Genomic DNA, 23,294 nt, shown 5'->3' with positions numbered 1-23,294 from the left:
TTTAAATTACTTATGTCAAAATTACAAAAACAAAGGGAAGAAAACCAATCTGGCTTCTTCCCTCAATCTTTTAAGCAAGCTATAACTAATCAGCCAGTAGCTTCTTATATCGAATACGCTTAGGTCCTTCATCACCCAAACGCTTTTTCTTATTAATCTCGTAATCACTATAACCACCTTCGAAGAATTGAACATGAGAATCACCTTCAAAAGCAAGAATATGAGTCGCAATTCTATCCAGGAACCAACGGTCGTGAGAAATAACAACAGCACAACCTGCAAAACTCTCTAAACCTTCTTCAAGAGCACGAAGCGTGTTAACATCAATATCATTGGTTGGCTCATCAAGTAGAAGAACATTAGCTTCTTCCTTAAGTGTTAAAGCTAAATGTAAGCGGTTACGCTCACCACCCGAAAGCACACCACATTTTTTCTCCTGATCGGCACCATTAAAATTAAATCGTCCCACATAGGCACGAGCATTGATGGTACGTCCACCTACATTAATCAAGTCACCTCCACCAGAAATAACTTCATAAACCGATTTCTCAGGATCGATGTCGGCATGCTGCTGGTCGACATAACCAACCTTAACCGTATCACCAACTTCGAATGTACCTTTGTCTGGTTTCTCAAGATCCATAATCATTCTGAAAAGAGTGGTTTTACCCGCACCATTCGGTCCAATTATACCAACAATACCTGCAGGTGGCAATTCAAATTCCAAATCTTCATACAACAATTTGGTACCAAATCCCTTAGAAACGCCTTTCACTTGAATGACTTTATTACCCAAACGAGGGCCATTAGGAATAAAAATCTCCAGCTTTTCTTCAGCTACCTTAAGATCCTGATTCATCATGGTATCGTAAGCATTCAAACGAGCTTTTGATTTTGCTTGACGTGCTTTTGGTGCCATACGTACCCATTCCAACTCACGCTCTAAAGTTTTACGACGCTTACTAGCCGTCTTTTCCTCACTAGCCATACGTTGTGTCTTCTGATCCAACCATTCGCTATAATTCCCTTTCCAAGGAATCCCTTCGCCACGGTCTAACTCAAGAATCCAACCTGCAACATTATCCAAGAAGTAGCGGTCGTGAGTAATACTTATCACTGTTCCTTTGTATTGAGCAAGATGCTGTTCCAACCACTCTACAGATTCAGCATCCAAGTGGTTAGTAGGCTCATCAAGTAATAAGATATCTGGTTCTTGCAACAACAAACGACAAAGAGCAACACGGCGGCGCTCCCCTCCTGACAAATGCTTAACAGGCTCGTCGCCCTCAGGACAACGCAATGCGTCCATAGCACGTTCCAGCTTGGCATCAAGATTCCATGCATCGTAATGATCAATCTTCTCTTGAAGATCAGCCTGCTCATCCATTACGGCTTGCATCTTATCAGGATCTTCCAAAACATCAGGATCTCCGAACTTCAAGTTTACAGCTTCGTAAGCTGCCAAACAATCTACAATCTCTTGTACACCTTCTTCAACAATTTGTCTTACTGTTTTGCTTTCATCCAATTCTGGTTCTTGGGCCAAATATCCGATGTTGTGATCTTTCGACCAGACCACATGCCCATCAAATGAAGGCTCTAGCCCAGCAATAATCTTAATCAAGGTGGATTTACCCGAACCATTTAAACCGATAATACCAATTTTCGCTCCGTAGAAGAAAGAAAGGTTAATATTATTCAATACTTTTTTCTGAGATGAGAAAGTTTTACTAACTCTCTCCATCGAAAAGATAATCTTCTTATCGTCTGCCATCTATATAAATTTTAACTCTATTTCGAAATTATAAACAATTGAGAATAAATATCTAGGACTCTCTATTCAATACTTAGTTATCAATCTCACACAAAAATAAAAAAACTAATGGAGTGACCACTCACAAAAACCTGATAGTGTAAACAAATTAATTAATATTAAAAAAAATTGAAAGCAGAATACATTACAAACACCTAAAATATTTTAAGCAATAAGATTTTAAATTATCATATAAATGTTTAATTTTAATCTTTAATTAAAAAATTTAATTTCTTACTCAGCTACAAAAGTATATGGAAAAAGTCGAACGTGTTTGTTGGGAAGAGAATATAGATTCTTGTATTGTCGTTAAAACGGAAATAGAAAAAAGAAACATTCCTTTAAGTGACGCAAGAATCTTATTAATAGAAGATAAGCTTAGTAATAGAAAAACGATTGAAATCTACTTAAGATCGAGAGTAGGTAAGGTTGAGATTGCGGAAAATGGCAAAGAAGCTGTTGAAATGTTCGCCAACAATCAATACGACATGATCTTAATGGATTTACAAATGCCTATTATGGGTGGTATTGAAGCTGCTCAGCACATTAGAAAAATGGAAGTTGACAGAGAATATCGTGTCCCAATTATCGCTTTTAGTGCGAACTATTTTTCATCAGACAAAGAAGTTTCAATCGAAGTTGGTATGGACGCTTATATCTCTAAGCCATTCCAATCAAAAACACTTTTCAACTTAATGGAAGAATATATCTAAGATTATTCTTTAAAATAGGTCATAAAAAAAAGGAGTCGTTAGACTCCTTTTTCTATATATGCTTGGGGCTAATAATTAGCATCCGAAAATTGCATTATCACCCAATTCTTCTTCAATACGAAGTAATTGGTTGTACTTAGCCATACGATCTGAACGGCTCAAAGAACCAGTTTTAATCTGACCAGAGTTAGTTGCAACTGCGATATCAGCGATAGTAGCATCTTCAGTTTCACCAGAACGATGAGAAGTTACTGAAGTATAACCAGCACGGTGAGCCATTTCAATTGCATTTAAAGTCTCAGTTAAAGTACCAATTTGGTTTACTTTAATTAAGATAGAGTTAGCAGCATTTAACTTGATACCTTTTGCTAAGTAATCAACGTTAGTTACGAATAAATCATCACCTACGATCTGACACTTATCACCGATAAGAGAGTTTAATTCAACCCATCCATCCCAATCACCTTCGTCCATACCATCTTCGATAGAATCGATAGGGAATTTAGTGATCAACTCAGCTAGGTAAGCAGCTTGTTCTTTAGAATTTCTTTTAGCCCCGTTTGGCTCAAAAATACTGTAATCATATACACCATCTTTGAAGAACTCAGAAGCAGCACAGTCCATAGCGATAGAAATATCACCACCATCTTCTTTACGACCAGCTTTGTAACCAGCGTTTTTGATAGCTGTAAGGATACAGTCGATAGCCTCTTCAGTACCACCCAACATTGGAGCGAAACCACCTTCGTCACCTACTGCAGTAGAAAGACCTTTTCCTTTAAGAACTTTTGCAAGAGCGTGAAATACTTCAGCACCCATTCTTAAAGCCTCACGGAAAGATGGAGCACCAATAGGACGGATCATGAACTCCTGGAATGCGATTGTAGCATCAGAGTGAGAACCACCATTGATAATGTTCATCATAGGAACTGGAAGAACATTAGCATTAGCACCACCGATATAACGATAAAGAGGTAAGTCAGAAAAATCAGCAGCAGCTTTAGCAACGGCTAAAGAAACACCTAACATAGCGTTAGCACCTAATTTAGACTTAGTTTTAGTACCGTCAAGCGCGATCATAGCTTTATCTATAGCAACTTGGTTAGTACCATCCATACCTAAAAGAACAGGAGCAATAACATTGTTTACGTTGTCAACAGCTTTTAACACACCTTTACCTAAGTAACGAGACTTATCTCCGTCACGAAGCTCTAAGGCTTCATTCTCACCAGTAGAAGCTCCAGAAGGAACACCAGCGCGTCCAAAGAAACCACCTTCAAGTGTTACTTCTACTTCAATAGTTGGATTTCCACGTGAATCAAGAATTTCACGACCGTGAATTTTTTCAATGTATGACATAACTTATGGTATTAATATATTATAATAGTAATGATAGTAACTAATTTGTTATCAGACCTAAAGTTCACTATTAAAAATCATATATGCACAAGATTTACTCAAAAATATTAGAGGAATCTATGCAAACGTTAGCAAATTCTTTAGGGCATTAAAAAAGGGATAAAGTTAAACTTTATCCCTTTTTGTATATGAAAGGAAAGATTACTCTTTGCCTTTAACTTCAGTAGCATCTGATGCTTCAACTTCAGTAGTAGCATCAGCTTTCTTAGTGCTTTTTCTTCTACGTGTAGTTTTCTTAACTTCAGCTTTTTTCTCAGTTACGTAAGTCTCATTGAAATCAACTAGCTCGATAATACACATTTCTGCGTTATCACCTAAACGATTTCCAGTTTTAAGAATACGAGTGTAACCTCCGTTACGTGTTGCAACTTTAGCTGCAACTTCCTTGAATAACTCAGTAACGGCTTCTTTTTGCTTTAAATAGCTAAAAACAACACGTCTTGAGTGAGTAGTATCTTCCTTACCTTTAGTAATCAACGGCTCTACATACATTCTTAAAGCTTTTGCTTTAGCAGTAGTTGTGCTGATTCTTTTATGTAAGATCAAAGAAGACGCCATATTGGAAAGCATAGCCTTTCTGTGGGCAGCTTTTCTTCCTAGGTGATTGAATCTTTTTCTATGTCTCATTTTACCTTATTCCTTATCTAATTTATACTTAGAAATATCCATACCGAAAGTAAGATTTAATGATTCTAATAAATCATCTAACTCGGTTAAGGATTTCTTACCAAAGTTTCTAAATTTCAATAGGTCGTTTCTGTTGAATTGAACGAGTTCTCCTAATGTATCAACATCAGCAGCTTTCAAGCAGTTCAATGCTCTTACAGAAAGATCCATATCTACCAATTTAGTTTTAAGAAGTTGACGCATATGTAATACTTCTTCATCAAACTCTTCGTTTGCAAATTTCTCGTCAGTGTCAAGAGTGATCTTTTCATCTGAGAATAGCATGAAGTGATAAATAAGAATTTTCGCAGCTTCTTTCAACGCTTCTTTAGGATGTATTGAACCATCAGTAGTGATTTCAAAAACTAACTTTTCATAGTCAGTTTTTTGCTCTACACGGTAGTTCTCAACATCGAACTTAACGTTCTTAATTGGTGTGTGAATAGCATCAATTGGAATAACTCCAAATTCTGCATCAACGGGTCTATTCTCTACAGAAGGAATATAACCACGACCTTTATTGATAGTTAAATCCAATTGTAATTTGGCAGAGCTATCCATTCTGCAAATCACAAGTTCTGGATTCAACACTTCGAAACCGGTTAGGAACTTGTTAATATCGCCTGCTGTAAAAGTTTCTTGATCCGAAATGGTAATAGTTACCAACTCGCTATCTACTTCTTCAACTTTTTGTTTAAACCGAACTTGCTTTAAGTTCAGGATCATTTCGGTTACATCCTCAATAACACCTGGTACTGTAGAGAACTCATGATCAACACCTTGAACCTTGATAGTCGTTATTGCATAACCCTCTAGAGAAGAAAGTAAAATTCTTCTTAAGGCGTTACCAATTGTAATACCATATCCAGGCTCAAGTGGACGAAATTCGAATTTTCCGAATCTGTCGTCAGCGTCGAGCATAATAACTTTGTCCGGTTTTTGGAAAGCTAATATTGCCATAAAATATTGATTAACTATTTTTATTTAGAATACAATTCAACGATTAACTGCTCCTTGATGTTCTCAGGAATCTCAGTTCTTTCTGGAATGTTTAAAAACTTACCACTAAGTGAAGTTTGATCCCATTCCAACCAAGATGCTTGATTGTATCTTGCAGTAGATAAAGAATCGGTAATAGCAATTAAAGACTTCGATTTTTCACGAACTCCCACGATATCCCCGGCTTTTACTGAAAATGAAGCGATATTACAAACCTGACCGTTCACAGTAACATGTTTATGGCTAACCAACTGACGAGCAGCTGATCTTGTTGGAGCAACGCCTAATCTGTAAACTACATTGTCTAAACGACATTCTAGGAGTTGTAACAATACTTCACCAGTAATACCTTTACTTCTTGCGGCCTTTTTAAATAAGTTAGAGAACTGCTTTTCTAATACACCATAAGTATATTTTACTTTTTGCTTCTCTTTTAACTGAACCCCATATTCAGACATTTTGTTTCTTCTACGGCTATTACCGTGCTGTCCTGGAGGGTAGTTTTTATTTTCAAATGCCTTATCAGGTCCAAAAATTGGCTCTCCAAATTTTCTAGCAATTTTACTCTTTGGTCCTATATATCTAGCCATCTCTTATTAATTTAATTTTTTACGTTAAGTGACTTAAAAAGTTATCGGTTTTAAAAGGGCCGCTGTTCTTGAGAGGATATCAAAAGAAAAAAAAACCGAACAAAATTTAAGCTGAATTTTAATTATACTCTACGTCTTTTTGGTGGTCTACAACCATTATGTGGTAATGGAGTTACATCAATGATTTCTGCAATATCAATTCCGCAAGTATTTACTGCACGGATAGCAGATTCACGTCCGTTTCCAGGACCTTTCACGTAAACTTTAACTTTTCTCAAACCTAGGTCATGAGCTACTTTAGCACAATCGGATGCTGCTTGTTGAGCTGCATATGGAGTGTTCTTTTTAGAACCTCTAAATCCCATTTTTCCGGCCGATGACCAAGAAATAACCTGACCAGAATTATTGGTCATTGAGATAATAATGTTGTTGAATGATGAGTGGATGTGCACCTGTCCTAGCGCTTCAACCTTCACAACTTTCTTTTTAACTGATCCTGACTTCTTTGCCATAACTTAACAATTATTTAGTCGCCTTCTTTTTGTTAGCAACTGTTTTTCTCTTACCCTTTCTAGTACGGGAGTTATTTTTAGTTCTCTGACCACGCAATGGTAAACCAACACGATGGCGAATTCCTCTATAACATCCGATATCCATCAAACGCTTAATGTTCAGTTGATTTAAAGAACGCAATTCACCTTCAACCTTGAAGGTTGCGTTGATAGCCTGACGAATTTTTCCAGCTTCATCATCTGTCCAGTCCTTAACTTTAGCTTCTGGATTAACACCAGCTTCATCAAGGATTTGTTTTGCGGCGCTTCTACCAATTCCAAAGATGTAAGTTAAACTAATAACTCCTCTTTTGTTTTGAGGCAAATCGACTCCAACAATTCTAGCCATAAAATTTATTTATTTATTTACAAGTTAACTTAATTATCCTTGACGTTGTTTAAACTTAGGATTTTTTTTATTAATCACATACAAACGTCCTTTTCTTCTAACGATCTTACAATCTTCAGAACGTTTCTTTACAGATGCTCTTACCTTCATTTTATCGAAATTTAATTTTTGTATCTAAAAGTAATGCGCCCTTTAGTAAGATCGTAGGGCGACATTTCCACTTTAACCTTATCCCCAGGCAAGATCTTAATATAGTGCATTCTCATTTTCCCGGAAATATGAGCTGTTATCACGTGTCCGTTCTCAAGTTCTACACGAAACATTGCATTTGATAATGCTTCGGTAATGGTACCGTCTTGTTCTATTGAAGGCTGTTTAGCCATAAGTAATAATTGTTATTATATGTTATTTTATTCCTCAATAAATTCAAAACTGGACAGGATTTGAGCTTGACCATTCCTTACAACTACTGTATGTTCGAAATGTGCAGAAGGTAAACCATCTGCCGTTACAATTGCCCAACCATCTTCATCTTGGTAAACTTCCTTTTTTCCTAGATTTATCATCGGCTCAATGGCTATTACTAGACCGTTCCTCAACTTTAAACCTTGGTGCTGTTTACCAAAATTCGGAACCTGTGGATCTTCATGCAAATCCTTACCAATTCCGTGTCCTACCATTTCTCGTACTACAGAAAAACCATGTTTCTCTGCATGTTCTTGAATGGTATAGCCGATATCTCCCAAATGGTTTCCTTCGACTGCATTAGTTATGCCTTTATAAAGAGCTTCCTTAGTTACTTTTAGTAACGATTTAATTTCAGGTTTAACTTCTCCCACACTGAATGTATAAGCTGAATCGCCATAAAAACCATTAAGCAATACACCACAATCACAGGATAAGACATCCCCTTCTTTCAACTCATAGAAAGACGGTATTCCATGCACGACTTGCTTGCCTATTGACATGCAAAGAGTGTTTGGGAATCCATCGTAACCAAGAAATCCTGGCTGACCGCCATTATCTCTTATATATTCTTCTGCAATTTGATCTAACGTTAGAGTCGATATGCCGGGGCATATCCTCTTAGAGATCTCCCCAAGAGTTCTGGCCACCAGCATGTTACTTTCAGAAAGTAACGCTATCTCCTCCTCAGTCTTGTAAAAAATCATTTTGCAAAGAAAGCAAAAATATTTTAAAAAGCAGCAGCTCCTGCTGGAGATTTGCCTTTAATTCTTCCAGACTTCATCAAACCATCGTAATGGCGCATCAATAAATGACTCTCGATTTGTTGTAGAGTATCTAAAACAACACCTACTAAAATCAATAATGAAGTCCCACCAAAGAATTGAGCAAAACCACTATTAATACCTGCTAACATTGCAAAGGCGGGCATAATTGCAACCCATCCTAAGAATAGAGATCCCGGTAAAGTAATACGAGACATCACAGTATCTAAGAAATCAACAGTTTTCTTACCTGGCTTAACACCTGGAATAAAACCACCATTCTTTTTCATATCCTCAGCCATTTGCGTTGGATTAACTGTAATCGCAGTATAAAAATAAGTAAACAACACGATCATTACAAAGAACAAGGCATTGTAATAAAATCCTGTATAGTTACTCAAAGCAGCAGCAACTCCAGATAATGAATCAGAACTCGCATAGTTCACAAATGCCATTGGCAAGAACATAATAGCCTGAGCAAAGATGATTGGCATAACACCAGCAGCATTCACTTTTAAAGGAATGTACTGACGAACACCACCATACTGCTTGCTACCAACAATACGCTTAGCGTACTGCACAGGTATTTTTCTTGTTCCCTGTACTAATAAAATAGTAAGAGCAAATACTACAAACAAAATTACAATTTCAAGAACCAGTAGAATTAATCCACCACCTTGACCTTCTAATCTTGATCCAAGTTCAGCAACAAAGTTAAAAGGCAAACGAGCAATAATACCAATCATGATGATGATAGAAATACCGTTACCAATACCTTTGTCTGTTATCTTTTCACCTAACCACATGATAAACATGGATCCAGCTGCAAGCATAGCTATCGAGGATGCAGTAAAGAAAAAGCCTTTCAATATGAAAGCTGCTTCGGGCAATGTCGAGTGTAGGTTTAATAGATATCCTGGTGCTTGAAGAATAAGAATGACGACGGTTAAATAACGTGTAATCTGATTGATTTTACGACGACCGCTCTCACCTTCACGTTGTAAACGTTGAAAGTAAGGAACAGCAATTCCCATCAACTGAATAACGATAGAGGCAGAAATGTAAGGCATGATTCCAAGGGCAAAAATTGAGGCATTCGAAAATGCACCCCCTGAAAACATATCTAACAAACCTAATACTCCATCAGCAGTTTGAGATTTTAACGCGCCTAAGTGAGCTGGGTCTATCCCCGGCAACACAATCATGGTTCCTAAACGGTAAACCAATAGAAGTCCTAAAGTTGTTAAGATTCTTGATCTTAAATCTTCAATCTTCCAGATGTTCTTCAATGTATCTATTAAACCTTTCATTATCTAATCTTACAATTTAACAACAGTTCCTTCAACTGCTTCAATCGCTGATTGAGCAGACTTCGAGAACGCATGAGCTTTAACTTCAAGTTTAGCAGATAATACACCATTACCTAAAACTTTGATTTTGTCATTTTTGCTACACATTCCTGCGTTAACCAAAACTTCAACATCAATAGTGGTAAGGTTGTTTTTCTCAGCTAATACTTGTAATACTTCAACATTAACAGCTTTGTACTCAACTCTATTAATGTTCTTAAATCCAAACTTAGGTACTCTTCGTTGTAAAGGCATTTGACCACCTTCAAAACCAACTTTCTTTGAGTATCCAGATCTTGACTTCGCACCTTTATGTCCTCTAGTTGAGGTACCACCTCTACCAGATCCTTGTCCGCGACCGATTCTTTTATTTGTCTTGACAGAACCAGCTGCGGGTTTTAAGTTACTTAAGTCCATAATATATTTATGCTAAAATATTAACAATTATTATTCTTCAACGGTAACTAGGTGACTCACCTTTGCAACCATTCCTTTAATTTGAGGTGTAGCCTCGTGCTCAACATAACCATTGATCTTTCTCAATCCCAATGCTTCTAAAGTTTTCTTTTGGCGAGCGTTACTCCCTATTTTACTCTTAACTTGGGTAATTTTTATCTTAGCCATTTCCTTTAGTTTAACCGTTAAACACTTTATCTAATGAAACACCTCTTTGGTCAGCTATAGTATGAGCATCTCTTAATTCTCCAAGAGCTTCAATAGTAGCTTTCACAAGGTTGTGAGGGTTAGATGATCCTTTTGACTTTGCAAGTACATCAGTTACACCAACACTCTCAAGAACGGCGCGCATCGCACCACCAGCTTTTACACCAGTACCATGAGAAGCAGGCTTAATAAAAACCTCTGCTCCACCAAAACGTGCAAGTTGCTCGTGAGGAATAGTTCCTTTAAGTACAGGAACCTTAATCAGATTTTTCTTAGCAGCGTCAACACCTTTAGAGATAGCTGTAGTAACCTCGTTAGCTTTTCCAAGCCCCCAACCTACTAAACCATTCTCGTTTCCAACAACTACAATTGCTGAAAAGCTAAAAGTACGTCCACCTTTTGTTACCTTAGTAACACGATTAATTGCAACCAGTTTATCCTTAAGTTCTGCGTCGCTAGTCTTAATATTCTTATCTGCCATAATATTTAAAATTTAAGGCCACCTTTACGAGCAGCGTCCGCTAAAGATTTAATTCTACCATGGTATAAGTAACCATTTCTATCAAACACTACTTCAGAAATACCTGCAGTAACAGCTTTCTCAGCAATTGCTTGCCCTACGAATTCTGCTTGCTCTGATTTGTTGCCATTCTTCTCAGTAATTTCTTTTACTGAAGATGAAATAGATACAATGGTCTTCCCAGTAATATCATCTATGATTTGTACTGAAATCTGCTTATTTGAACGAAAAACTGACATTCTTGGTCTTTCGGCAGTTCCAGAAATTGACTTACGAACTCTTCTTTTAATTCTAAGTCTTCTTTCGCGCTTAGTTAAAGCCATAATTTACTGTTTTAGAAATTATTTACCCGCAGATTTACCAGCTTTTCTTCTTAGCTGCTCTCCAACAAATTTAACACCTTTTCCTTTATATGGCTCTGGTTTTCTGAAAGAACGAATCTTTGCAGCAACCTGACCAACCAATTGCTTATCGCAACTCTCAAGAGTAATAATTGGATTAGCACGTTTTTCAGTAACAGCTGTTACTTTAACTTCCGATGCAATCTCCATATGAATCAAGTGAGAGTAACCTAAAGCCAACTCAAGGATCTGACCTTTAGAAGTCGCACGGTAACCTACACCTACTAGCTCTTGCTCAGTTTTGTATCCTTCAGTTACACCAACAACCATGTTGCTGATTAATGAACGATAAAGACCATGCAAAGCTTTATGAGGCTTCTGATCCGTTGGACGCTCTAAAACGATAGAGTTTTCTTCAACAGTTACTTTGATTACAGGATTAACCTGTTGGGTTAGTTCACCTTTAGGCCCTTTAACCACCACTGAATTATTCTTGTTTACCTTTACTTCAACTCCGGCAGGCAAAACGATAGGTAATTTTCCAATTCTAGACATTTCTTATCCTCCCTATATTAGTAAACGAAACACAATACTTCACCACCAACATGCTTTTGGCGAGCTTCCTTATCAGTCATTACTCCCTGAGAAGTAGATAAGATAGCAATACCTAAACCGTTAAGTACGCGAGGCAATTCAGTAGCTCCACAATATTTTCTTAAACCTGGCTTAGAGACACGTTTAAGATCCTTAATTGCTGGAATCTTAGACTCAGGATGATATTTCAAAGCAATTTTAATTTTGCCTTGTAAGTTATCATCCTCAAATTTGTAATTAAGGATATATCCTTTATCCTTAAGAATTTTTGTCATTTCTTTTTTCACGTTTGATGCAGGCATTTCAACCACTTTGTGGTTAGCCATAATTGCATTTCTCAAACGAGTAAGAAAATCTGCTATTGGATCTGTCATTATATAAAAAAATTAAATTGATCCCGATTGCTCGGGACAATATTTAACAATAGTTCTTTTACAAACGTTGTTGTTGGTTACCAGCTCGCTTTACGAACACCTGGGATCAAACCAGCTGAAGCCATCTCACGAAATGTGATACGACTTAAACCGAATTGTCTCATGTATCCCTTAGGACGTCCAGTTAATTTACATCTGTTATGTAATCTAACAGGTGAAGAATTTTTAGGTAAACGACTAAGACCGATATAGTCACCTTCCTCTTTTAATTTAGCTCTTTTAGCTGCGTATTTTTCTACTAATTTCTGACGCTTAACTTCGCGAGCTTTCATTGATTCTTTAGCCATCGTATTACTTTTTAATGTTTTTAAATGGTAATCCAAATTCTTTCAAAAGAGCATAGGCTTCTTCATCGGTATTTGCTGAAGTAACAAAGGTAATATTCATACCCATAATCTTATTCACTTCATCCAAAATGATTTCAGGGAAAATGATTTGTTCTTCAATACCTAAAGTATAGTTTCCTCTTCCGTCAAGTTTGCTATTCACACCTTTGAAGTCACGGATACGTGGTAAAGCAACACGAATTAATTTCTCAAGAAATTCGTACATGTGCTCGCGACGTAATGTAACAGTAGTACCAATTGGCATACCCTTACGTAACTTAAAGTTAGAAATATCTTTCGTCGATAGAGTAGATACTGCTTTCTGTCCAGTGATTGAAGTCATTTCGTTCAATGAGAACTCTAAAACTTTCTTGTCAGCAATTGCTTGTCCAACACCTTGATTAAGTACTATCTTCGTTAATCTTGGAACCTGCATAACAGATTTGTAGTTGAATTCCTTCATTAAAGCTGGAACAACTAGTTCTGTATACTGTTTTCTAAGAGATGGTGTATAACTCATTACTTGATCTCCTCCCCTGACTTTTTAGCGTATCTAACTAATTTGTTATTGTCATTCAATTTTCTACCAATTCGGGTAGCTTTCCCGGTAGAAGGATCCTTCACATTCAAATTTGAAATATGAATAGGAGCCTCTTGCTTAATTATACCGCCTTGAGGGTTAGCTGCGTTAGGTTTGGTATGCTTAGACATCATGTTAACACCTTCAACGATCGCACGTTGCTTGTCAACAATAACTTCTAATACTTTACCTTCCTGGCCTCTAGATTCCCCTGCGTTTACAATTACGGCATCACCCTTTTTAATATGTAACTTTTTTCGCATTGTTCTAAGTTTACAAGATTATAATACTTCTGGTGCTAGAGAAACGATCTTCATGTTAGTTTCACGTAGTTCTCTTGCAACAGGTCCAAAAATTCGGGTTCCTCTCATCTCTTCTGCTGTATTCAACAACACGCAAGCGTTATCGTCAAAGCGGATGTAAGAACCATCATTTCTTCTAATCTCTTTTTTTACACGAACAACAACGGCTTTGGTTACTGTTCCTTTTTTCATTTCCGAACCTGGAATTGAATGTTTAACGGTTACCACAATTTTATCGCCAATTGATGCATAGCGCTTTTTGGTTCCGCCTAACACACGAATACAAAGAACTTCTTTGGCTCCGCTGTTATCAGCTACTAGTAGTCTACTTTCTGTTTGTATCATGATTACTTAGCTCTTTCAATAAGTTCAACTAATCTCCAAGTCTTATTTTTACTTAAAGGTCGGGTTTCCATGATCTTTACGGTATCACCTTCATTGCAGGTGTTCTCTTCGTCGTGAGCAGTATATTTCTTGGTCTTGTTCACGAACTTTCCGTAAATAGGGTGTTTTTCTTTAGTGTGTACTGCAACAGTTATGGTTTTATCCATTTTGTCGCTTACCACTACCCCGATACGTTCTTTTCTAAGGTTTCTTTCCATCACTTTTTTACTTTTCAGTTAATTGCCTCTGACGTAAATTCGTCATTAATTTTGCAATATTACGTCTGGTTTCCTTTATTTGCAAAGGATTCTCCAAAGGTGAAATAGCGTGGTTTAGGTTGAATCGAGTTAATGCTGATCTTTCAGCGTCCAACTTTTCTACTATTTCCTGTGTTGTTAACTCTTTAATTTCTGAATTCTTCATGATTAATCATTTGAATTTTCAACATAATCACGTCTTACGACAAACTTTGTGGTAACAGGTAGTTTTTGAGCTGCAAGGCGTAAAGCCTCTTTAGCAACTGCAAAAGGTACACCTTCACACTCGAATAACATTCTTCCTGGTGAAACAGGAGCAACGAATCCTTCTGGCGCACCCTTACCTTTACCCATACGTACCTCTGCAGGCTTCTTAGTGATAGGCTTATCTGGGAATACTCTGATCCACAGTTGACCTTGTCTTTGCATATATCGGGTAACTGCAACACGAGCAGCTTCAATTTGGCGACCGGTTAACCACTTAGTTTCAAGTGATTTTATCCCAAAAGATCCAAATGCTAATTCAGTTCCGCGACCTGCGTTACCTTTCATTCGTCCCTTTTGTTGTCTCCTAAATTTAGTCCTTTTTGGTTGTAACATCGTACTAATACATTAAATTTAAAGACTACTTCTTTTTTCTTCTATTAAAACCAGGTTTTCCACCTTTAGGTGCACGAGCATCGCGCAATCCTGCATTTGGAGTTAAATCTGGTTTACCATAAATCTCACCTTTACAGATCCAAACTTTGATCCCAAGTAAGCCATAAGTTGTTAAAGCTTCAGCTAAATGGTAATCAATATTTGCTCTTAAAGTATGAAGAGGAGTACGTCCGTCTTTAGACATTTCAGAACGTGCCATCTCTGCTCCATTTAAACGACCTGAGATTTGAATTTTAATTCCTTCAGCACCCATTCTCATTGTAGAAGCAATGGCCATCTTAGTTGCTCTTCTGTAGGCGATACGACCTTCAATTTGACGAGCAATGTTATTAGCGACGATTACGGCATCCAACTCAGGACGCTTAATTTCAAAGATGTTAATTTGTACTTCTTTGTCAGTAATCTTCTTCAACTCTTCTTTTAGCTTATCTACTTCAGAACCACCTTTACCGATAATAATACCAGGTCGTGCAGTGTTGATAGTAATTGTAATAAGCTTAAGAGTTCTTTCAATTATGATTTTAGAAATACTTGCTTTTGCTAAACGAACATTTAAATACTTGCGGATTTTGTGATCCTCAACAAGCTTCTCACCGTAGTTTTTTCCACCAAACCAGTTAGAATCCCATCCTCTGATGATTCCTAGTCGATTCCCTATTGGATTTACTTTTTGTCCCATTCTAACTATTCTTTTGTATCACTTTCGGCAGTTTTGCTACCAAGTAATATAGTTACATGATTTGATCTCTTTTTAATTCTATGTGCTCTCCCTTGAGGAGCAGGTCTTAGACGCTTAAGGATTCGTGCAGAATCTACAAAAATTTCTTTTACATATAGTGCACTATCCTCTAGTCTTTGCCCTTCATTCTTAGCTTGCCAGTTGGCAATAGCTGAAAGCACTAGTTTTTCTACGCGATTCGATGCTTCTTTTGGACTGAAACGAAGTACATCTAAAGCTCGGTTCACCTCCATACCTCTTACCATATCGGCAACCAGGCGCATTTTGCGGGGCGAAGTCGGAACATTCTTTAAGCTAGCAAATGCTTTGCTTAAATTCTGTTCCTTTATTTGGTTTGCTTTTATTCTTTTTCTAGCTCCCATTTCTATGAATTCAAAATGTTATTAAAACCAACGTCACGCTTAACGTTTTCTCTTATCAACGTGACCTCTAAAGGTACGAGTTGGTGCAAATTCCCCTAATTTATGTCCTACCATATTCTCGGTAACATATACAGGAATGAATTTATTTCCGTTGTGAACGGCAATCGTGTGGCCTACGAAATCTGGAGAGATCATAGAACGACGCGACCAGGTTTTAATCACTGATTTTTTACCTGCATCGTTTTGTTCTAATACTCTTTTATCCAATTTGAAATCGATAAAAGGGCCTTTTTTTAATGAACGACTCATAACAACTTAATTAATCAAATTATTTTTTCCTTCTTTCAACGATATACTTATTAGAAGCATTCTTCTTAGCTCTGGTTTTGAAACCTTTTGCCAAGACTCCTGTTCTAGAGCGTGGATGTCCACCGGAAGATTTACCTTCACCACCACCCATTGGGTGATCAACTGGATTCATCACTACACCACGAACACGAGGTCTTCTACCTAACCAGCGAGTACGACCAGCTTTTCCACTTCTTTCTAAAGCGTGATCGCTATTAGAAACAGTACCGATTGTAGCTTTACAGGTAACAAGAATCATTCTAACTTCTGACGAAGGTAATTTGATCATTGCATATTTGCCATCTCGTGAAACGAGTTGAGCATATGCACCAGCACTACGAGCCATCACAGCACCTTGAGAGGGTCTTAATTCAATATTATGAATTATTGTTCCTAATGGGATATCTGATAATGGCATTGCATTTCCGATCTCTGGAGCAACGTTTCCACCAGAAACAAGCACTTGATCTACCTCTAAGCCATGTGGAGCAACAATATAACGCTTCTCACCATCTGCATACACAAGCAAAGCAATGTGCGCAGTACGGTTTGGATCGTACTCTATTGAAACAACTTTGGCAGGAATAGTATCCTTGTCTCTTTTGAAGTCGATTACTCGATATCTTCTTTTGTGACCACCACCTATATATCTCATTGTCATTTTCCCGGTGTTATTTCTACCACCGGTCTTTTTCATTGGTCTTAACAATGATTTTTCAGGTTTGTCTGTAGTTACCTGCTCAAAGGTATTTTGAATCTTATTTCTTTGACCAGGAGTTACAGGTTTTAATTTACGTACAGCCATTTTTTAATTAAATATTGCTATAAAAATCTATGTTATCTCCATCAACTAAAGTTATAATCGCCTTCTTAAAAGAAACAGTTCTTCCTTCAATTGCACCTGCTTTAGTAAAACGGCTTTTCTTCTTACCTTGATAATTCATGGTATTGACTGCCGCAACCTTAACGTTGTACATTTTCTCAACTGCTCTTCTAATATCGATCTTTGTCGCTCTACGATCAACAACAAAACCTACGCGATTTAACTTTTCGCTTAGGTCAGTCATTTTTTCGGTAACGAGGGGCTTTAATAAAATTTCCATTTTTTTAAACTTAGTTTAGTTTAAACATTTCATCGAGCCCTTTAACCGAACTCTCAACGAATAACAAAGTTGAAGCTTTCATAATATCGTAAGTTGCAAGGTCAGAAACACGAACAACTTCAATATTCTTCAAATTACGAGACGACAAATATATGTTTTTATTCTCTTCGTTTAAAACCAAAAGTACTTTTTTATCAGTTACTTTCAGATTATTTTGAAGATCAACAAACATTTTTGTCTTTACTGCTTCAAAATTGAAATCTTCAACAACAACTAAAGCGTTGTTTTTAGCTTTTACTGACAAAGCAGATTTACGAGCTAATTGTTTAAGTTTTTTATTCAATTTGAAACTGTAGTTTCTTGGACGTGGTCCGAAACAACGTCCTCCACCACGAAACAAAGGAGACTTGATACTACCCGCACGAGCTGTACCTGTACCTTTTTGCTTTTTAATCTTAGCAGTTGAACCAGAAATGTCAGCTCTCTCTTTTGACTTGTGAGTTCCTTGACGTTGGTTTGCTAAAAATTGTTTTACATCTAAGTAAATAGCGTGCTCATTTGGTTCGATGCCGAAAACTGAATCTTGCAATTCAATTTTTCTTCCTGTATCTTCTCCAGCTGTGTTTAAAATAGTTAATTCCATTACTTTTCAATAATTACGTATGAACCTTTAGACCCTGGAAGAGATCCTTTAACTAATAATAAGTTGTTCTCAGGAATTACCTTAAGAACCTGAAGGTTCTGAACCTTCACAGTGTCCCCACCCATACGTCCGGCCATTCTCATGCCCTTAAATACTCTTGCTGGGTAAGATGCAGCACCAATAGAACCCGGTGCACGTAAACGGTTATGTTGACCGTGTGTCGCGCCACCTACTCCGGCAAAACCATGACGTTTCACAACACCCTGGAAACCTTTACCTTTTGATACACCTGCTACGTCTACATAAACTGTATCAGCAAAGATATCAACAGTAATCGCCTCACCTAAAGCATACTCTTTGTCAAAATCCGAAAATTCAACAAGTTTCTTCTTAGGAGTTGTGTTTGCCTTTTTAAAGTGCCCATCTAGCGCCTTAGTTGTTCGCTTTTCTTTCTTTTCTTCAAAAGCCAACTGAAGTGCTGCGTAACCGTCAGACTCAAGAGTCTTAACTTGTGTTACGACACATGGACCTGCCTCAATGACAGTGCATGGAATACATTTTCCCTCGGCACTGTAAACGGAAGTCATTCCGATTTTTTTTCCAATTAATCCTGGCATTTCTCTTTTTGTTTTAAAATAAAACTAACAATACTGTCTATCAAACCTTGATCTCAACTTCTACTCCACTTGGCAACTCAAGTTTCATCAAAGCATCAATTGTATTTGCAGTAGAACTGTAAATGTCAATTAAACGCTTAAATGAAGAAAGCTGAAATTGTTCTCTTGATTTCTTGTTCACAAAAGTTGAACGAAGAACAGTAAATATTCTCTTGTGTGTAGGAAGTGGAATTGGTCCACTCACTACTGCACCTGTAGCCTTAACTGTTTTTACAATCTTATCAGCTGACTTGTCAACCAAGTTGTGATCGTAAGATTTCAGTTTAATTCTTATTTTCTGGCTCATATTATTAAATCTATTACGATATTAATTACAATAATTCTACTTTACCCTTAGCGGCTTCTACTACATCTTTAGCAATTCCCTTAGGTACATCTTCAAAATGTGAGAATTCCATTGAAGAGTTCGCACGACCAGAAGATAGAGTTCTCAATACAGTTACATAACCGAATTGCTCTGACAATGGCACTTTAGCAACTACTACACGAGCACCATGCTTAGACTCCATTCCTTCGATCTGACCACGACGCTTATTCAAGTCACCGATGATATCACCCATATATTCTTCAGGAGTAACAACTTCAACTTTCATAATAGGCTCTAGAATAACTGGTCCTGCTTTACCACAAGCTTCTTTGAAACCTTGCTTAGCAGCCAATTCAAATGATAATTGATCCGAGTCAACTGGGTGAAAAGATCCATCAAACAATACAACCTTTAATGAATCAACAGTATAACCTGCTAACACACCATTAACCATTGCATCTTTGAAACCTTTTTGTACAGAAGGAATAAATTCCTTAGGAATACGTCCACCTTTAATTTGATCGATAAACTGTAATCCTTCTCCTTCGAAATCTTCATCAACTGGAGATAAACGGAATGAGATATCACCAAATTTACCACGTCCACCAGACTGCTTCTTGAATACCTGACGGTGCTCAACTTCGCGAGTAATAGCTTCCTTATATGAAACCTGAGGTGCACCTTGATTACACTCAACCTTGAATTCACGCTTCAAACGGTCAACAATAATATCAAGATGAAGCTCACCCATACCAGAGATAACTGTCTGTCCTGAATCTTCGTCAGTCTTAACAACGAAAGTTGGATCTTCTTCAGCAAGTTTTGCTAAAGCCATACCCATCTTATCCATGTCTTTCTGAGTCAAAGGCTCAATAGCGATACCAATAACTGGATCTGGAAAATCCATAGATTCTAATTCGATTTGTGTTTCTTTTTGACAAAGAGTATCACCAGTACGAATATCTTTAAAACCTACACAAGCACAAATATCACCAGCCTCAACACGGTCGATAGCATTTTGCTTGTTTGAATGCATTTGATACAAACGTGAAATACGCTCTTTGTTACCTGTTCTTACATTATAAACGTATGAACCTGCATCAATAGCACCTGAATATACACGAGTAAATGCCAAACGACCAACAAATGGGTCAGTAGCAATTTTAAATGCAAGTGCTGCTAAAGGCTCTTCAACAGATGGCTGTCTAGAAACAATCTCGTCTGAATCCGGATCTTTACCTTCAATTGCATCAATATCAAGAGGTGATGGCAAGTAAATAATCATAGCATCCAATAATCTTTGAACACCTTTATTCTTAAATGCAGAACCACATAACATTGGAACAATGTCCATGCTAATAGTAGCCTTACGGATAACCGCATACATCTCATCTTCTGTAATAGAATCTGGATCCTCAAAGAAACGCTCCATCAAGTCTTCATCCTGTTCAGCTACTGCCTCTACAAGATTAGCTCTCCACTCTTTCGCTTCTTCTACCAAATTAGCTGGAATTTCTTCCATTCTATAGTTTGTTCCATTCTCATCTTCGAACCAGATACAAGCTTGCATTGTAATCAAATCGACTACACCACAAAACTTCTCTTCTGTTCCGATTGGAATTTGAATAGGTACAGGATTAGCACCAAGCTTTTCCTTAACCTCACGTACAGCTTTGAAAAAGTCAGCACCAGAACGGTCCATCTTGTTTACAAAACCCATACGAGGGACTTTATATTTATTAGCTTGTCTCCAAACTGTCTCAGACTGAGCTTCAACTCCACCTACTGCACAAAAACATGCAACAGCACCATCAAGTACACGTAAAGAACGCTCTACCTCTACAGTAAAGTCAACGTGACCTGGCGTGTCAATAATATTGATATGGAAACTCTCGTCTTTGTAGTCCCAAGAACAAGTTGTAGCAGCAGAAGTAATGGTAATACCACGTTCCTGCTCTTGCTCCATCCAGTCCATGGTAGCAGCTCCATCATGTACCTCACCAATTTTGTGAGAAACACCAGTATAATACAAGATACGTTCTGTAGTTGTAGTTTTACCAGCATCGATGTGAGCCATAATACCAACATTTCTGGTATATTTTAAATCTCTTTTTGCCATGATCTTAATTATTAAAATCTGAAATGAGCAAAAGCACGGTTGGCTTCTGCCATTCTATGAGTATCTTCCTTCTTCTTGTAAGCTCCACCTTCTTCGTTGAATCCAGCTACAATTTCAGCTGCCAACTTATCGGCCATAGACTTACCTGATCTCTTACGAGCAAAAAGAACCATATTCTTAATAGAGATAGCAACTTTTCTTTCTGGACGAACTTCCATAGGAACTTGGAAAGTAGCTCCACCTACACGGCGAGACTTAACTTCAACACCAGGAGTAATATTCTCCAATGATTTTTTCCAAATTTCTAAAGGAGACTTCCCTGTTTTTTCAGTTTTTTCCTTAACGATTTCTAACGCTGCATAAAAAATCTTAAATGATAGATTTTTCTTTCCGTCAACCATTAAGTCATTCACGAATCGTGTTACCAACACATCATTAAATTTTGGATCCGGCAACAAGATTCTCTTTTTTGGTCTTGATTTTCTCATCTTTCTTAGTTTACGAGTTATTCGTTGTAGCTGTCTTTTTCAGTCTTCAAAAATCTCACGATCATTTACTCAACTTAATAGAGAACAACACATAAACACTAACTCACAGTTTTAAAAACTAGAATTAATTACTTTTTAGCTTTCGGCTTCTTAGTACCATACTTAGAACGACGCTGCATACGACCTTCTACTCCTGAAGCATCTAGTGCACCACGAACAAGGTGATATCTTACACCTGGAAGGTCTTTTACACGGCCACCACGAATCAATACGATCGAGTGCTCTTGTAAGTTATGTCCTTCTCCTGGAATGTAAGCATTCACTTCTTTTCCGTTAGTCAATCTAACACGAGCTACTTTACGCATAGCTGAATTAGGCTTCTTTGGTGTAGTAGTGTAAACACGTACGCAAACTCCTCTTCTCTGAGGACAAGAATCCAAAGCTGGAGCCTTGCTTTTCTCTACAAGCTTGACACGTCCTTTTCTAACTAACTGTTGAATTGTAGGCATATTAACAATTACTTTGTGATTAAATATATTTTAACAAATTGGTTGCAAAGGTATTAATTATTTCCAAATAACAATAGGTGCCCCTAGTTATTTTCACAAAAACCCCTTTAAATCAGCGTACAAAGATAGCTAAATGTTTTCACAGTTTTTTCATCTTCATCAACTGAAATGTTACTTAGGTCAATTCTTAATAATTCACTTCATATTTTGAATCTTTCAGTAAAATTTTGAATTAAATGAAAAGTTAAAATAAATCAGGAATCCTGTATCAACTTGACAAACTTGACATATTAAATTATGAGGTAATAAGCCTACTTTTAAACCCAATACATACAAATTCATAAAATAAATCATATGTCAGAAGAGAATTCAATAAGCACCGAACAAACCCAATCAAGCATTCCTCTTGCAATTAGAATCATATTAGTCATATTAGGCACATTATTTATAGGAGGCTTGTTCTCATTTATTGCTTCTTTAATATATAGCGGTGACTTAGAAAATTTACGCCACGCACAAAACATGAGTCTTAAAGAAAACTTCTTCTTTCAGGGAGCTGGTTTTATTGGATCGTTAGCGGTTATCTTTTTTTTTCGCAAGAATATTGACTTGCGATCAATTTCATCAATGGGATTTCATGCTAAAGGAAGAGGTAAAGATTTACTTTGGGGATTAGTTACTGCTGCTGGAATCATGATTCTCGGTACAAGCATATTATTAATAAATAAGAACATCAGCATAACTGGTATTCATTTCAATGGCAATGATTTCTTCTACGGCTTTCTATTATTTATTGTAGTAGCACTTTTCGAAGAGATATTATGCAGAGGGTATATCCTTAATAATCTAATGGACTCCATGAATCCTTATTGGAGTTTAATTATCTCTTCAGCAATTTTCACTCTAGGACATGCCTTTAACGATAACTTGAGCTTATTCGGAATCACCAACCTATTTATTGCAGGCATATTATTAGGAAGCACCTATATATATACCAGAAACCTATGGTTCCCCATTAGCTTACACCTGTTCTGGAACTTTATTCAAGGCTGTGTCTTCGATTATAATGTGAGTGGCTTAAATGTCAACTCAGTATTCAAATTCGATATGTTAGTAAAAAATTCATTTAATGGTGGTGATTTTGGTTTTGAAGGCTCATGGCTTTGTACTCTTTTAAGTTCCATCACAATACTTGTTATATTATATTACTACAAAAGACAAAACACACCTGCAATACGCAAACAAGAAACAGGTATATAA

Annotated in this window: 37 protein-coding genes; 2 read left to right on the top strand and 35 right to left on the bottom strand. The window is 37.1% G+C overall.

The genetic code is table 11. From position 1 onward, the window contains the following. Positions 1-85: 85 nt before the first annotated feature. The gene (ettA, locus tag ACXR6G_RS10370) at positions 86-1,774 is read right to left on the bottom strand and encodes an energy-dependent translational throttle protein EttA (RefSeq protein ID WP_458361356.1); all 1,689 of its coding nucleotides are present in this window, start codon (positions 1,772-1,774) and stop codon (positions 86-88) included. Between the two features lie 293 nt (positions 1,775-2,067). On the opposite strand from ettA, the gene ACXR6G_RS10365 reads away from it, so the two are divergent. Further along, complete coding sequence (locus tag ACXR6G_RS10365; RefSeq protein ID WP_458361355.1) at positions 2,068-2,526, top strand: response regulator; 459 nt, start codon at positions 2,068-2,070, stop codon at positions 2,524-2,526. A 75-nt stretch (positions 2,527-2,601) separates the two neighbouring features. On the opposite strand, the gene eno is transcribed toward ACXR6G_RS10365, so the two are convergent. The 34 genes from eno to rpsL form a co-directional block, all read right to left on the bottom strand. Then, complete coding sequence (gene eno, locus ACXR6G_RS10360; protein ID WP_458361354.1) at positions 2,602-3,885, bottom strand: phosphopyruvate hydratase; 1,284 nt, start codon at positions 3,883-3,885, stop codon at positions 2,602-2,604. A gap of 201 nt (positions 3,886-4,086) precedes the next feature. Continuing rightward, a complete protein-coding gene (gene rplQ / locus ACXR6G_RS10355) occupies positions 4,087-4,572 on the bottom strand; it encodes a 50S ribosomal protein L17 (protein WP_458361353.1) in 486 nt (161 codons plus the stop codon). A gap of 6 nt (positions 4,573-4,578) precedes the next feature. After that, on the bottom strand, positions 4,579-5,571 hold the full coding sequence (locus ACXR6G_RS10350) for a DNA-directed RNA polymerase subunit alpha (protein WP_458361352.1): 993 nt from the start codon (positions 5,569-5,571) through the stop codon (positions 4,579-4,581). A gap of 20 nt (positions 5,572-5,591) precedes the next feature. Continuing rightward, positions 5,592-6,200, bottom strand: a complete 609-nt coding sequence (gene rpsD, locus ACXR6G_RS10345; RefSeq protein ID WP_458361351.1) for a 30S ribosomal protein S4 — start codon at positions 6,198-6,200, stop codon at positions 5,592-5,594. Positions 6,201-6,322: 122 nt separating this feature from the next. Beyond that, the gene (rpsK, locus tag ACXR6G_RS10340; RefSeq protein ID WP_458361350.1) at positions 6,323-6,712 is read right to left on the bottom strand and encodes a 30S ribosomal protein S11; all 390 of its coding nucleotides are present in this window, start codon (positions 6,710-6,712) and stop codon (positions 6,323-6,325) included. 10 nt (positions 6,713-6,722) lie between these two features. Further along, complete coding sequence (gene rpsM / locus ACXR6G_RS10335) at positions 6,723-7,100, bottom strand: 30S ribosomal protein S13 (protein WP_458361349.1); 378 nt, start codon at positions 7,098-7,100, stop codon at positions 6,723-6,725. 33 nt (positions 7,101-7,133) lie between these two features. Then, the gene (ykgO, locus tag ACXR6G_RS10330) at positions 7,134-7,250 is read right to left on the bottom strand and encodes a type B 50S ribosomal protein L36 (RefSeq protein ID WP_054714088.1); all 117 of its coding nucleotides are present in this window, start codon (positions 7,248-7,250) and stop codon (positions 7,134-7,136) included. 11 nt (positions 7,251-7,261) lie between these two features. Then, the gene (gene infA, locus ACXR6G_RS10325) at positions 7,262-7,483 is read right to left on the bottom strand and encodes a translation initiation factor IF-1 (protein ID WP_054714084.1); all 222 of its coding nucleotides are present in this window, start codon (positions 7,481-7,483) and stop codon (positions 7,262-7,264) included. Between the two features lie 27 nt (positions 7,484-7,510). Continuing rightward, entirely contained in the window at positions 7,511-8,272 is a 762-nt protein-coding gene (map, locus tag ACXR6G_RS10320; protein WP_458361348.1) for a type I methionyl aminopeptidase, read from the bottom strand. Between the two features lie 23 nt (positions 8,273-8,295). Further along, positions 8,296-9,639, bottom strand: a complete 1,344-nt coding sequence (secY, locus tag ACXR6G_RS10315; protein WP_458361347.1) for a preprotein translocase subunit SecY — start codon at positions 9,637-9,639, stop codon at positions 8,296-8,298. A gap of 9 nt (positions 9,640-9,648) precedes the next feature. Further along, on the bottom strand, positions 9,649-10,095 hold the full coding sequence (rplO, locus tag ACXR6G_RS10310; RefSeq protein ID WP_458361346.1) for a 50S ribosomal protein L15: 447 nt from the start codon (positions 10,093-10,095) through the stop codon (positions 9,649-9,651). A 30-nt stretch (positions 10,096-10,125) separates the two neighbouring features. Further along, positions 10,126-10,302 (bottom strand): 50S ribosomal protein L30, encoded by a 177-nt coding sequence (gene rpmD, locus ACXR6G_RS10305; protein WP_458361345.1) that lies wholly within the window; start codon positions 10,300-10,302, stop codon positions 10,126-10,128. 10 nt (positions 10,303-10,312) lie between these two features. After that, positions 10,313-10,822: a 30S ribosomal protein S5 gene (gene rpsE, locus ACXR6G_RS10300; RefSeq protein ID WP_458361344.1), complete on the bottom strand. Its 510-nt coding sequence runs from the start codon at positions 10,820-10,822 to the stop codon at positions 10,313-10,315. 5 nt (positions 10,823-10,827) lie between these two features. Then, positions 10,828-11,184 (bottom strand): 50S ribosomal protein L18, encoded by a 357-nt coding sequence (rplR, locus tag ACXR6G_RS10295; RefSeq protein ID WP_458361343.1) that lies wholly within the window; start codon positions 11,182-11,184, stop codon positions 10,828-10,830. A gap of 18 nt (positions 11,185-11,202) precedes the next feature. Next, complete coding sequence (gene rplF / locus ACXR6G_RS10290; protein WP_458361342.1) at positions 11,203-11,757, bottom strand: 50S ribosomal protein L6; 555 nt, start codon at positions 11,755-11,757, stop codon at positions 11,203-11,205. A 17-nt stretch (positions 11,758-11,774) separates the two neighbouring features. After that, a complete protein-coding gene (rpsH, locus tag ACXR6G_RS10285) occupies positions 11,775-12,170 on the bottom strand; it encodes a 30S ribosomal protein S8 (protein ID WP_458361341.1) in 396 nt (131 codons plus the stop codon). Positions 12,171-12,247: 77 nt separating this feature from the next. Beyond that, positions 12,248-12,517 carry a 30S ribosomal protein S14 gene (gene rpsN, locus ACXR6G_RS10280; protein WP_130307104.1) on the bottom strand — a complete coding sequence of 90 codons (270 nt, stop codon included), beginning with the start codon at positions 12,515-12,517 and terminating at the stop codon, positions 12,248-12,250. Between the two features lie 4 nt (positions 12,518-12,521). Then, complete coding sequence (gene rplE / locus ACXR6G_RS10275) at positions 12,522-13,076, bottom strand: 50S ribosomal protein L5 (protein ID WP_458361340.1); 555 nt, start codon at positions 13,074-13,076, stop codon at positions 12,522-12,524. Beyond that, on the bottom strand, positions 13,076-13,399 hold the full coding sequence (rplX, locus tag ACXR6G_RS10270; RefSeq protein WP_458361339.1) for a 50S ribosomal protein L24: 324 nt from the start codon (positions 13,397-13,399) through the stop codon (positions 13,076-13,078). The genes rplE and rplX overlap by 1 nt, the downstream gene beginning before the upstream one ends. 18 nt (positions 13,400-13,417) lie before the next feature. Then, a complete protein-coding gene (gene rplN, locus ACXR6G_RS10265; RefSeq protein WP_458361338.1) occupies positions 13,418-13,783 on the bottom strand; it encodes a 50S ribosomal protein L14 in 366 nt (121 codons plus the stop codon). A 2-nt stretch (positions 13,784-13,785) separates the two neighbouring features. Next, positions 13,786-14,040 (bottom strand): 30S ribosomal protein S17, encoded by a 255-nt coding sequence (gene rpsQ, locus ACXR6G_RS10260; protein WP_125030243.1) that lies wholly within the window; start codon positions 14,038-14,040, stop codon positions 13,786-13,788. A gap of 7 nt (positions 14,041-14,047) precedes the next feature. After that, complete coding sequence (rpmC, locus tag ACXR6G_RS10255) at positions 14,048-14,245, bottom strand: 50S ribosomal protein L29 (RefSeq protein WP_458361337.1); 198 nt, start codon at positions 14,243-14,245, stop codon at positions 14,048-14,050. A 2-nt stretch (positions 14,246-14,247) separates the two neighbouring features. Further along, positions 14,248-14,679 (bottom strand): 50S ribosomal protein L16, encoded by a 432-nt coding sequence (gene rplP, locus ACXR6G_RS10250; protein ID WP_458361336.1) that lies wholly within the window; start codon positions 14,677-14,679, stop codon positions 14,248-14,250. 25 nt (positions 14,680-14,704) lie between these two features. Beyond that, entirely contained in the window at positions 14,705-15,418 is a 714-nt protein-coding gene (gene rpsC, locus ACXR6G_RS10245) for a 30S ribosomal protein S3 (protein ID WP_458361335.1), read from the bottom strand. Positions 15,419-15,423: 5 nt separating this feature from the next. Further along, positions 15,424-15,840 carry a 50S ribosomal protein L22 gene (gene rplV, locus ACXR6G_RS10240; RefSeq protein WP_458361334.1) on the bottom strand — a complete coding sequence of 139 codons (417 nt, stop codon included), beginning with the start codon at positions 15,838-15,840 and terminating at the stop codon, positions 15,424-15,426. A 39-nt stretch (positions 15,841-15,879) separates the two neighbouring features. After that, positions 15,880-16,149 carry a 30S ribosomal protein S19 gene (gene rpsS / locus ACXR6G_RS10235; RefSeq protein ID WP_458361333.1) on the bottom strand — a complete coding sequence of 90 codons (270 nt, stop codon included), beginning with the start codon at positions 16,147-16,149 and terminating at the stop codon, positions 15,880-15,882. A 19-nt stretch (positions 16,150-16,168) separates the two neighbouring features. Then, positions 16,169-16,993, bottom strand: coding sequence for a 50S ribosomal protein L2 (gene rplB, locus ACXR6G_RS10230; RefSeq protein ID WP_458361332.1), 825 nt, complete (start codon positions 16,991-16,993; stop codon positions 16,169-16,171). 7 nt (positions 16,994-17,000) lie between these two features. Beyond that, positions 17,001-17,291, bottom strand: coding sequence for a 50S ribosomal protein L23 (rplW, locus tag ACXR6G_RS10225; RefSeq protein ID WP_458361331.1), 291 nt, complete (start codon positions 17,289-17,291; stop codon positions 17,001-17,003). A gap of 10 nt (positions 17,292-17,301) precedes the next feature. After that, entirely contained in the window at positions 17,302-17,934 is a 633-nt protein-coding gene (rplD, locus tag ACXR6G_RS10220; protein WP_458361330.1) for a 50S ribosomal protein L4, read from the bottom strand. Continuing rightward, the gene (gene rplC / locus ACXR6G_RS10215) at positions 17,934-18,551 is read right to left on the bottom strand and encodes a 50S ribosomal protein L3 (RefSeq protein WP_458361329.1); all 618 of its coding nucleotides are present in this window, start codon (positions 18,549-18,551) and stop codon (positions 17,934-17,936) included. The genes rplD and rplC overlap by 1 nt, the downstream gene beginning before the upstream one ends. Before the next feature lie 40 nt (positions 18,552-18,591). Continuing rightward, a complete protein-coding gene (rpsJ, locus tag ACXR6G_RS10210) occupies positions 18,592-18,897 on the bottom strand; it encodes a 30S ribosomal protein S10 (RefSeq protein WP_275109491.1) in 306 nt (101 codons plus the stop codon). A gap of 25 nt (positions 18,898-18,922) precedes the next feature. Continuing rightward, positions 18,923-21,037, bottom strand: a complete 2,115-nt coding sequence (gene fusA / locus ACXR6G_RS10205) for an elongation factor G (protein ID WP_458361328.1) — start codon at positions 21,035-21,037, stop codon at positions 18,923-18,925. An 11-nt stretch (positions 21,038-21,048) separates the two neighbouring features. Beyond that, positions 21,049-21,525, bottom strand: a complete 477-nt coding sequence (rpsG, locus tag ACXR6G_RS10200; RefSeq protein ID WP_458361327.1) for a 30S ribosomal protein S7 — start codon at positions 21,523-21,525, stop codon at positions 21,049-21,051. 128 nt (positions 21,526-21,653) lie between these two features. Continuing rightward, positions 21,654-22,034, bottom strand: coding sequence for a 30S ribosomal protein S12 (gene rpsL, locus ACXR6G_RS10195; protein ID WP_458361326.1), 381 nt, complete (start codon positions 22,032-22,034; stop codon positions 21,654-21,656). 354 nt (positions 22,035-22,388) lie between these two features. Here rpsL and ACXR6G_RS10190 point away from each other — a divergent pair, with 354 nt between their 5' ends. Continuing rightward, positions 22,389-23,294: a CPBP family intramembrane glutamic endopeptidase gene (locus ACXR6G_RS10190; protein WP_458361325.1), complete on the top strand. Its 906-nt coding sequence runs from the start codon at positions 22,389-22,391 to the stop codon at positions 23,292-23,294.

The organism is Ancylomarina sp. YFZ004, from assembly GCF_054254355.1.
Note: the sequence above shows the minus strand (reverse complement) of the source record. Positions and strands in the feature narration are given on the sequence as shown.

Excerpts from the sequence above, each read along its gene's own strand:
- rpmD (WP_458361345.1), bottom strand. The coding sequence starts at position 10,302 with ATGGCTAAGATAAAAATTACCCAAGTTAAGAGTAAAATAGGGAGTAAC.
- rplP (WP_458361336.1), bottom strand. The coding sequence starts at position 14,679 with ATGTTACAACCAAAAAGGACTAAATTTAGGAGACAACAAAAGGGACGA.
- rplW (WP_458361331.1), bottom strand. The coding sequence starts at position 17,291 with ATGGAAATTTTATTAAAGCCCCTCGTTACCGAAAAAATGACTGACCTA.
- rpsK (WP_458361350.1), bottom strand. The coding sequence starts at position 6,712 with ATGGCAAAGAAGTCAGGATCAGTTAAAAAGAAAGTTGTGAAGGTTGAA.
- rplR (WP_458361343.1), bottom strand. The coding sequence starts at position 11,184 with ATGGCTTTAACTAAGCGCGAAAGAAGACTTAGAATTAAAAGAAGAGTT.
- rplN (WP_458361338.1), bottom strand. The coding sequence starts at position 13,783 with ATGATACAAACAGAAAGTAGACTACTAGTAGCTGATAACAGCGGAGCC.
- rpsS (WP_458361333.1), bottom strand. The coding sequence starts at position 16,149 with ATGAGTCGTTCATTAAAAAAAGGCCCTTTTATCGATTTCAAATTGGAT.
- rpsQ (WP_125030243.1), bottom strand. The coding sequence starts at position 14,040 with ATGGAAAGAAACCTTAGAAAAGAACGTATCGGGGTAGTGGTAAGCGAC.
- rplX (WP_458361339.1), bottom strand. The coding sequence starts at position 13,399 with ATGCGAAAAAAGTTACATATTAAAAAGGGTGATGCCGTAATTGTAAAC.
- fusA (WP_458361328.1), bottom strand. The coding sequence starts at position 21,037 with ATGGCAAAAAGAGATTTAAAATATACCAGAAATGTTGGTATTATGGCT.
- rpsE (WP_458361344.1), bottom strand. The coding sequence starts at position 10,822 with ATGGCAGATAAGAATATTAAGACTAGCGACGCAGAACTTAAGGATAAA.
- ettA (WP_458361356.1), bottom strand. The coding sequence starts at position 1,774 with ATGGCAGACGATAAGAAGATTATCTTTTCGATGGAGAGAGTTAGTAAA.
- ACXR6G_RS10350 (WP_458361352.1), bottom strand. The coding sequence starts at position 5,571 with ATGGCAATATTAGCTTTCCAAAAACCGGACAAAGTTATTATGCTCGAC.
- rpsG (WP_458361327.1), bottom strand. The coding sequence starts at position 21,525 with ATGAGAAAATCAAGACCAAAAAAGAGAATCTTGTTGCCGGATCCAAAA.
- ykgO (WP_054714088.1), bottom strand. The coding sequence starts at position 7,250 with ATGAAGGTAAGAGCATCTGTAAAGAAACGTTCTGAAGATTGTAAGATC.
- secY (WP_458361347.1), bottom strand. The coding sequence starts at position 9,639 with ATGAAAGGTTTAATAGATACATTGAAGAACATCTGGAAGATTGAAGAT.
- rpsC (WP_458361335.1), bottom strand. The coding sequence starts at position 15,418 with ATGGGACAAAAAGTAAATCCAATAGGGAATCGACTAGGAATCATCAGA.
- rplO (WP_458361346.1), bottom strand. The coding sequence starts at position 10,095 with ATGGACTTAAGTAACTTAAAACCCGCAGCTGGTTCTGTCAAGACAAAT.
- rplB (WP_458361332.1), bottom strand. The coding sequence starts at position 16,993 with ATGGCTGTACGTAAATTAAAACCTGTAACTCCTGGTCAAAGAAATAAG.
- rplE (WP_458361340.1), bottom strand. The coding sequence starts at position 13,076 with ATGAGTTATACACCATCTCTTAGAAAACAGTATACAGAACTAGTTGTT.
- rplC (WP_458361329.1), bottom strand. The coding sequence starts at position 18,551 with ATGCCAGGATTAATTGGAAAAAAAATCGGAATGACTTCCGTTTACAGT.
- rpsN (WP_130307104.1), bottom strand. The coding sequence starts at position 12,517 with ATGGCTAAAGAATCAATGAAAGCTCGCGAAGTTAAGCGTCAGAAATTA.
- rpsH (WP_458361341.1), bottom strand. The coding sequence starts at position 12,170 with ATGACAGATCCAATAGCAGATTTTCTTACTCGTTTGAGAAATGCAATT.
- rplD (WP_458361330.1), bottom strand. The coding sequence starts at position 17,934 with ATGGAATTAACTATTTTAAACACAGCTGGAGAAGATACAGGAAGAAAA.
- rpsD (WP_458361351.1), bottom strand. The coding sequence starts at position 6,200 with ATGGCTAGATATATAGGACCAAAGAGTAAAATTGCTAGAAAATTTGGA.
- rpsM (WP_458361349.1), bottom strand. The coding sequence starts at position 7,100 with ATGGCTAGAATTGTTGGAGTCGATTTGCCTCAAAACAAAAGAGGAGTT.
- rpmC (WP_458361337.1), bottom strand. The coding sequence starts at position 14,245 with ATGAAGAATTCAGAAATTAAAGAGTTAACAACACAGGAAATAGTAGAA.
- ACXR6G_RS10190 (WP_458361325.1), top strand. The coding sequence starts at position 22,389 with ATGTCAGAAGAGAATTCAATAAGCACCGAACAAACCCAATCAAGCATT.
- ACXR6G_RS10365 (WP_458361355.1), top strand. The coding sequence starts at position 2,068 with ATGGAAAAAGTCGAACGTGTTTGTTGGGAAGAGAATATAGATTCTTGT.
- infA (WP_054714084.1), bottom strand. The coding sequence starts at position 7,483 with ATGGCTAAACAGCCTTCAATAGAACAAGACGGTACCATTACCGAAGCA.
- rplF (WP_458361342.1), bottom strand. The coding sequence starts at position 11,757 with ATGTCTAGAATTGGAAAATTACCTATCGTTTTGCCTGCCGGAGTTGAA.
- eno (WP_458361354.1), bottom strand. The coding sequence starts at position 3,885 with ATGTCATACATTGAAAAAATTCACGGTCGTGAAATTCTTGATTCACGT.
- rpsJ (WP_275109491.1), bottom strand. The coding sequence starts at position 18,897 with ATGAGCCAGAAAATAAGAATTAAACTGAAATCTTACGATCACAACTTG.
- rplQ (WP_458361353.1), bottom strand. The coding sequence starts at position 4,572 with ATGAGACATAGAAAAAGATTCAATCACCTAGGAAGAAAAGCTGCCCAC.
- rplV (WP_458361334.1), bottom strand. The coding sequence starts at position 15,840 with ATGGGAGCTAGAAAAAGAATAAAAGCAAACCAAATAAAGGAACAGAAT.
- rpsL (WP_458361326.1), bottom strand. The coding sequence starts at position 22,034 with ATGCCTACAATTCAACAGTTAGTTAGAAAAGGACGTGTCAAGCTTGTA.
- map (WP_458361348.1), bottom strand. The coding sequence starts at position 8,272 with ATGATTTTTTACAAGACTGAGGAGGAGATAGCGTTACTTTCTGAAAGT.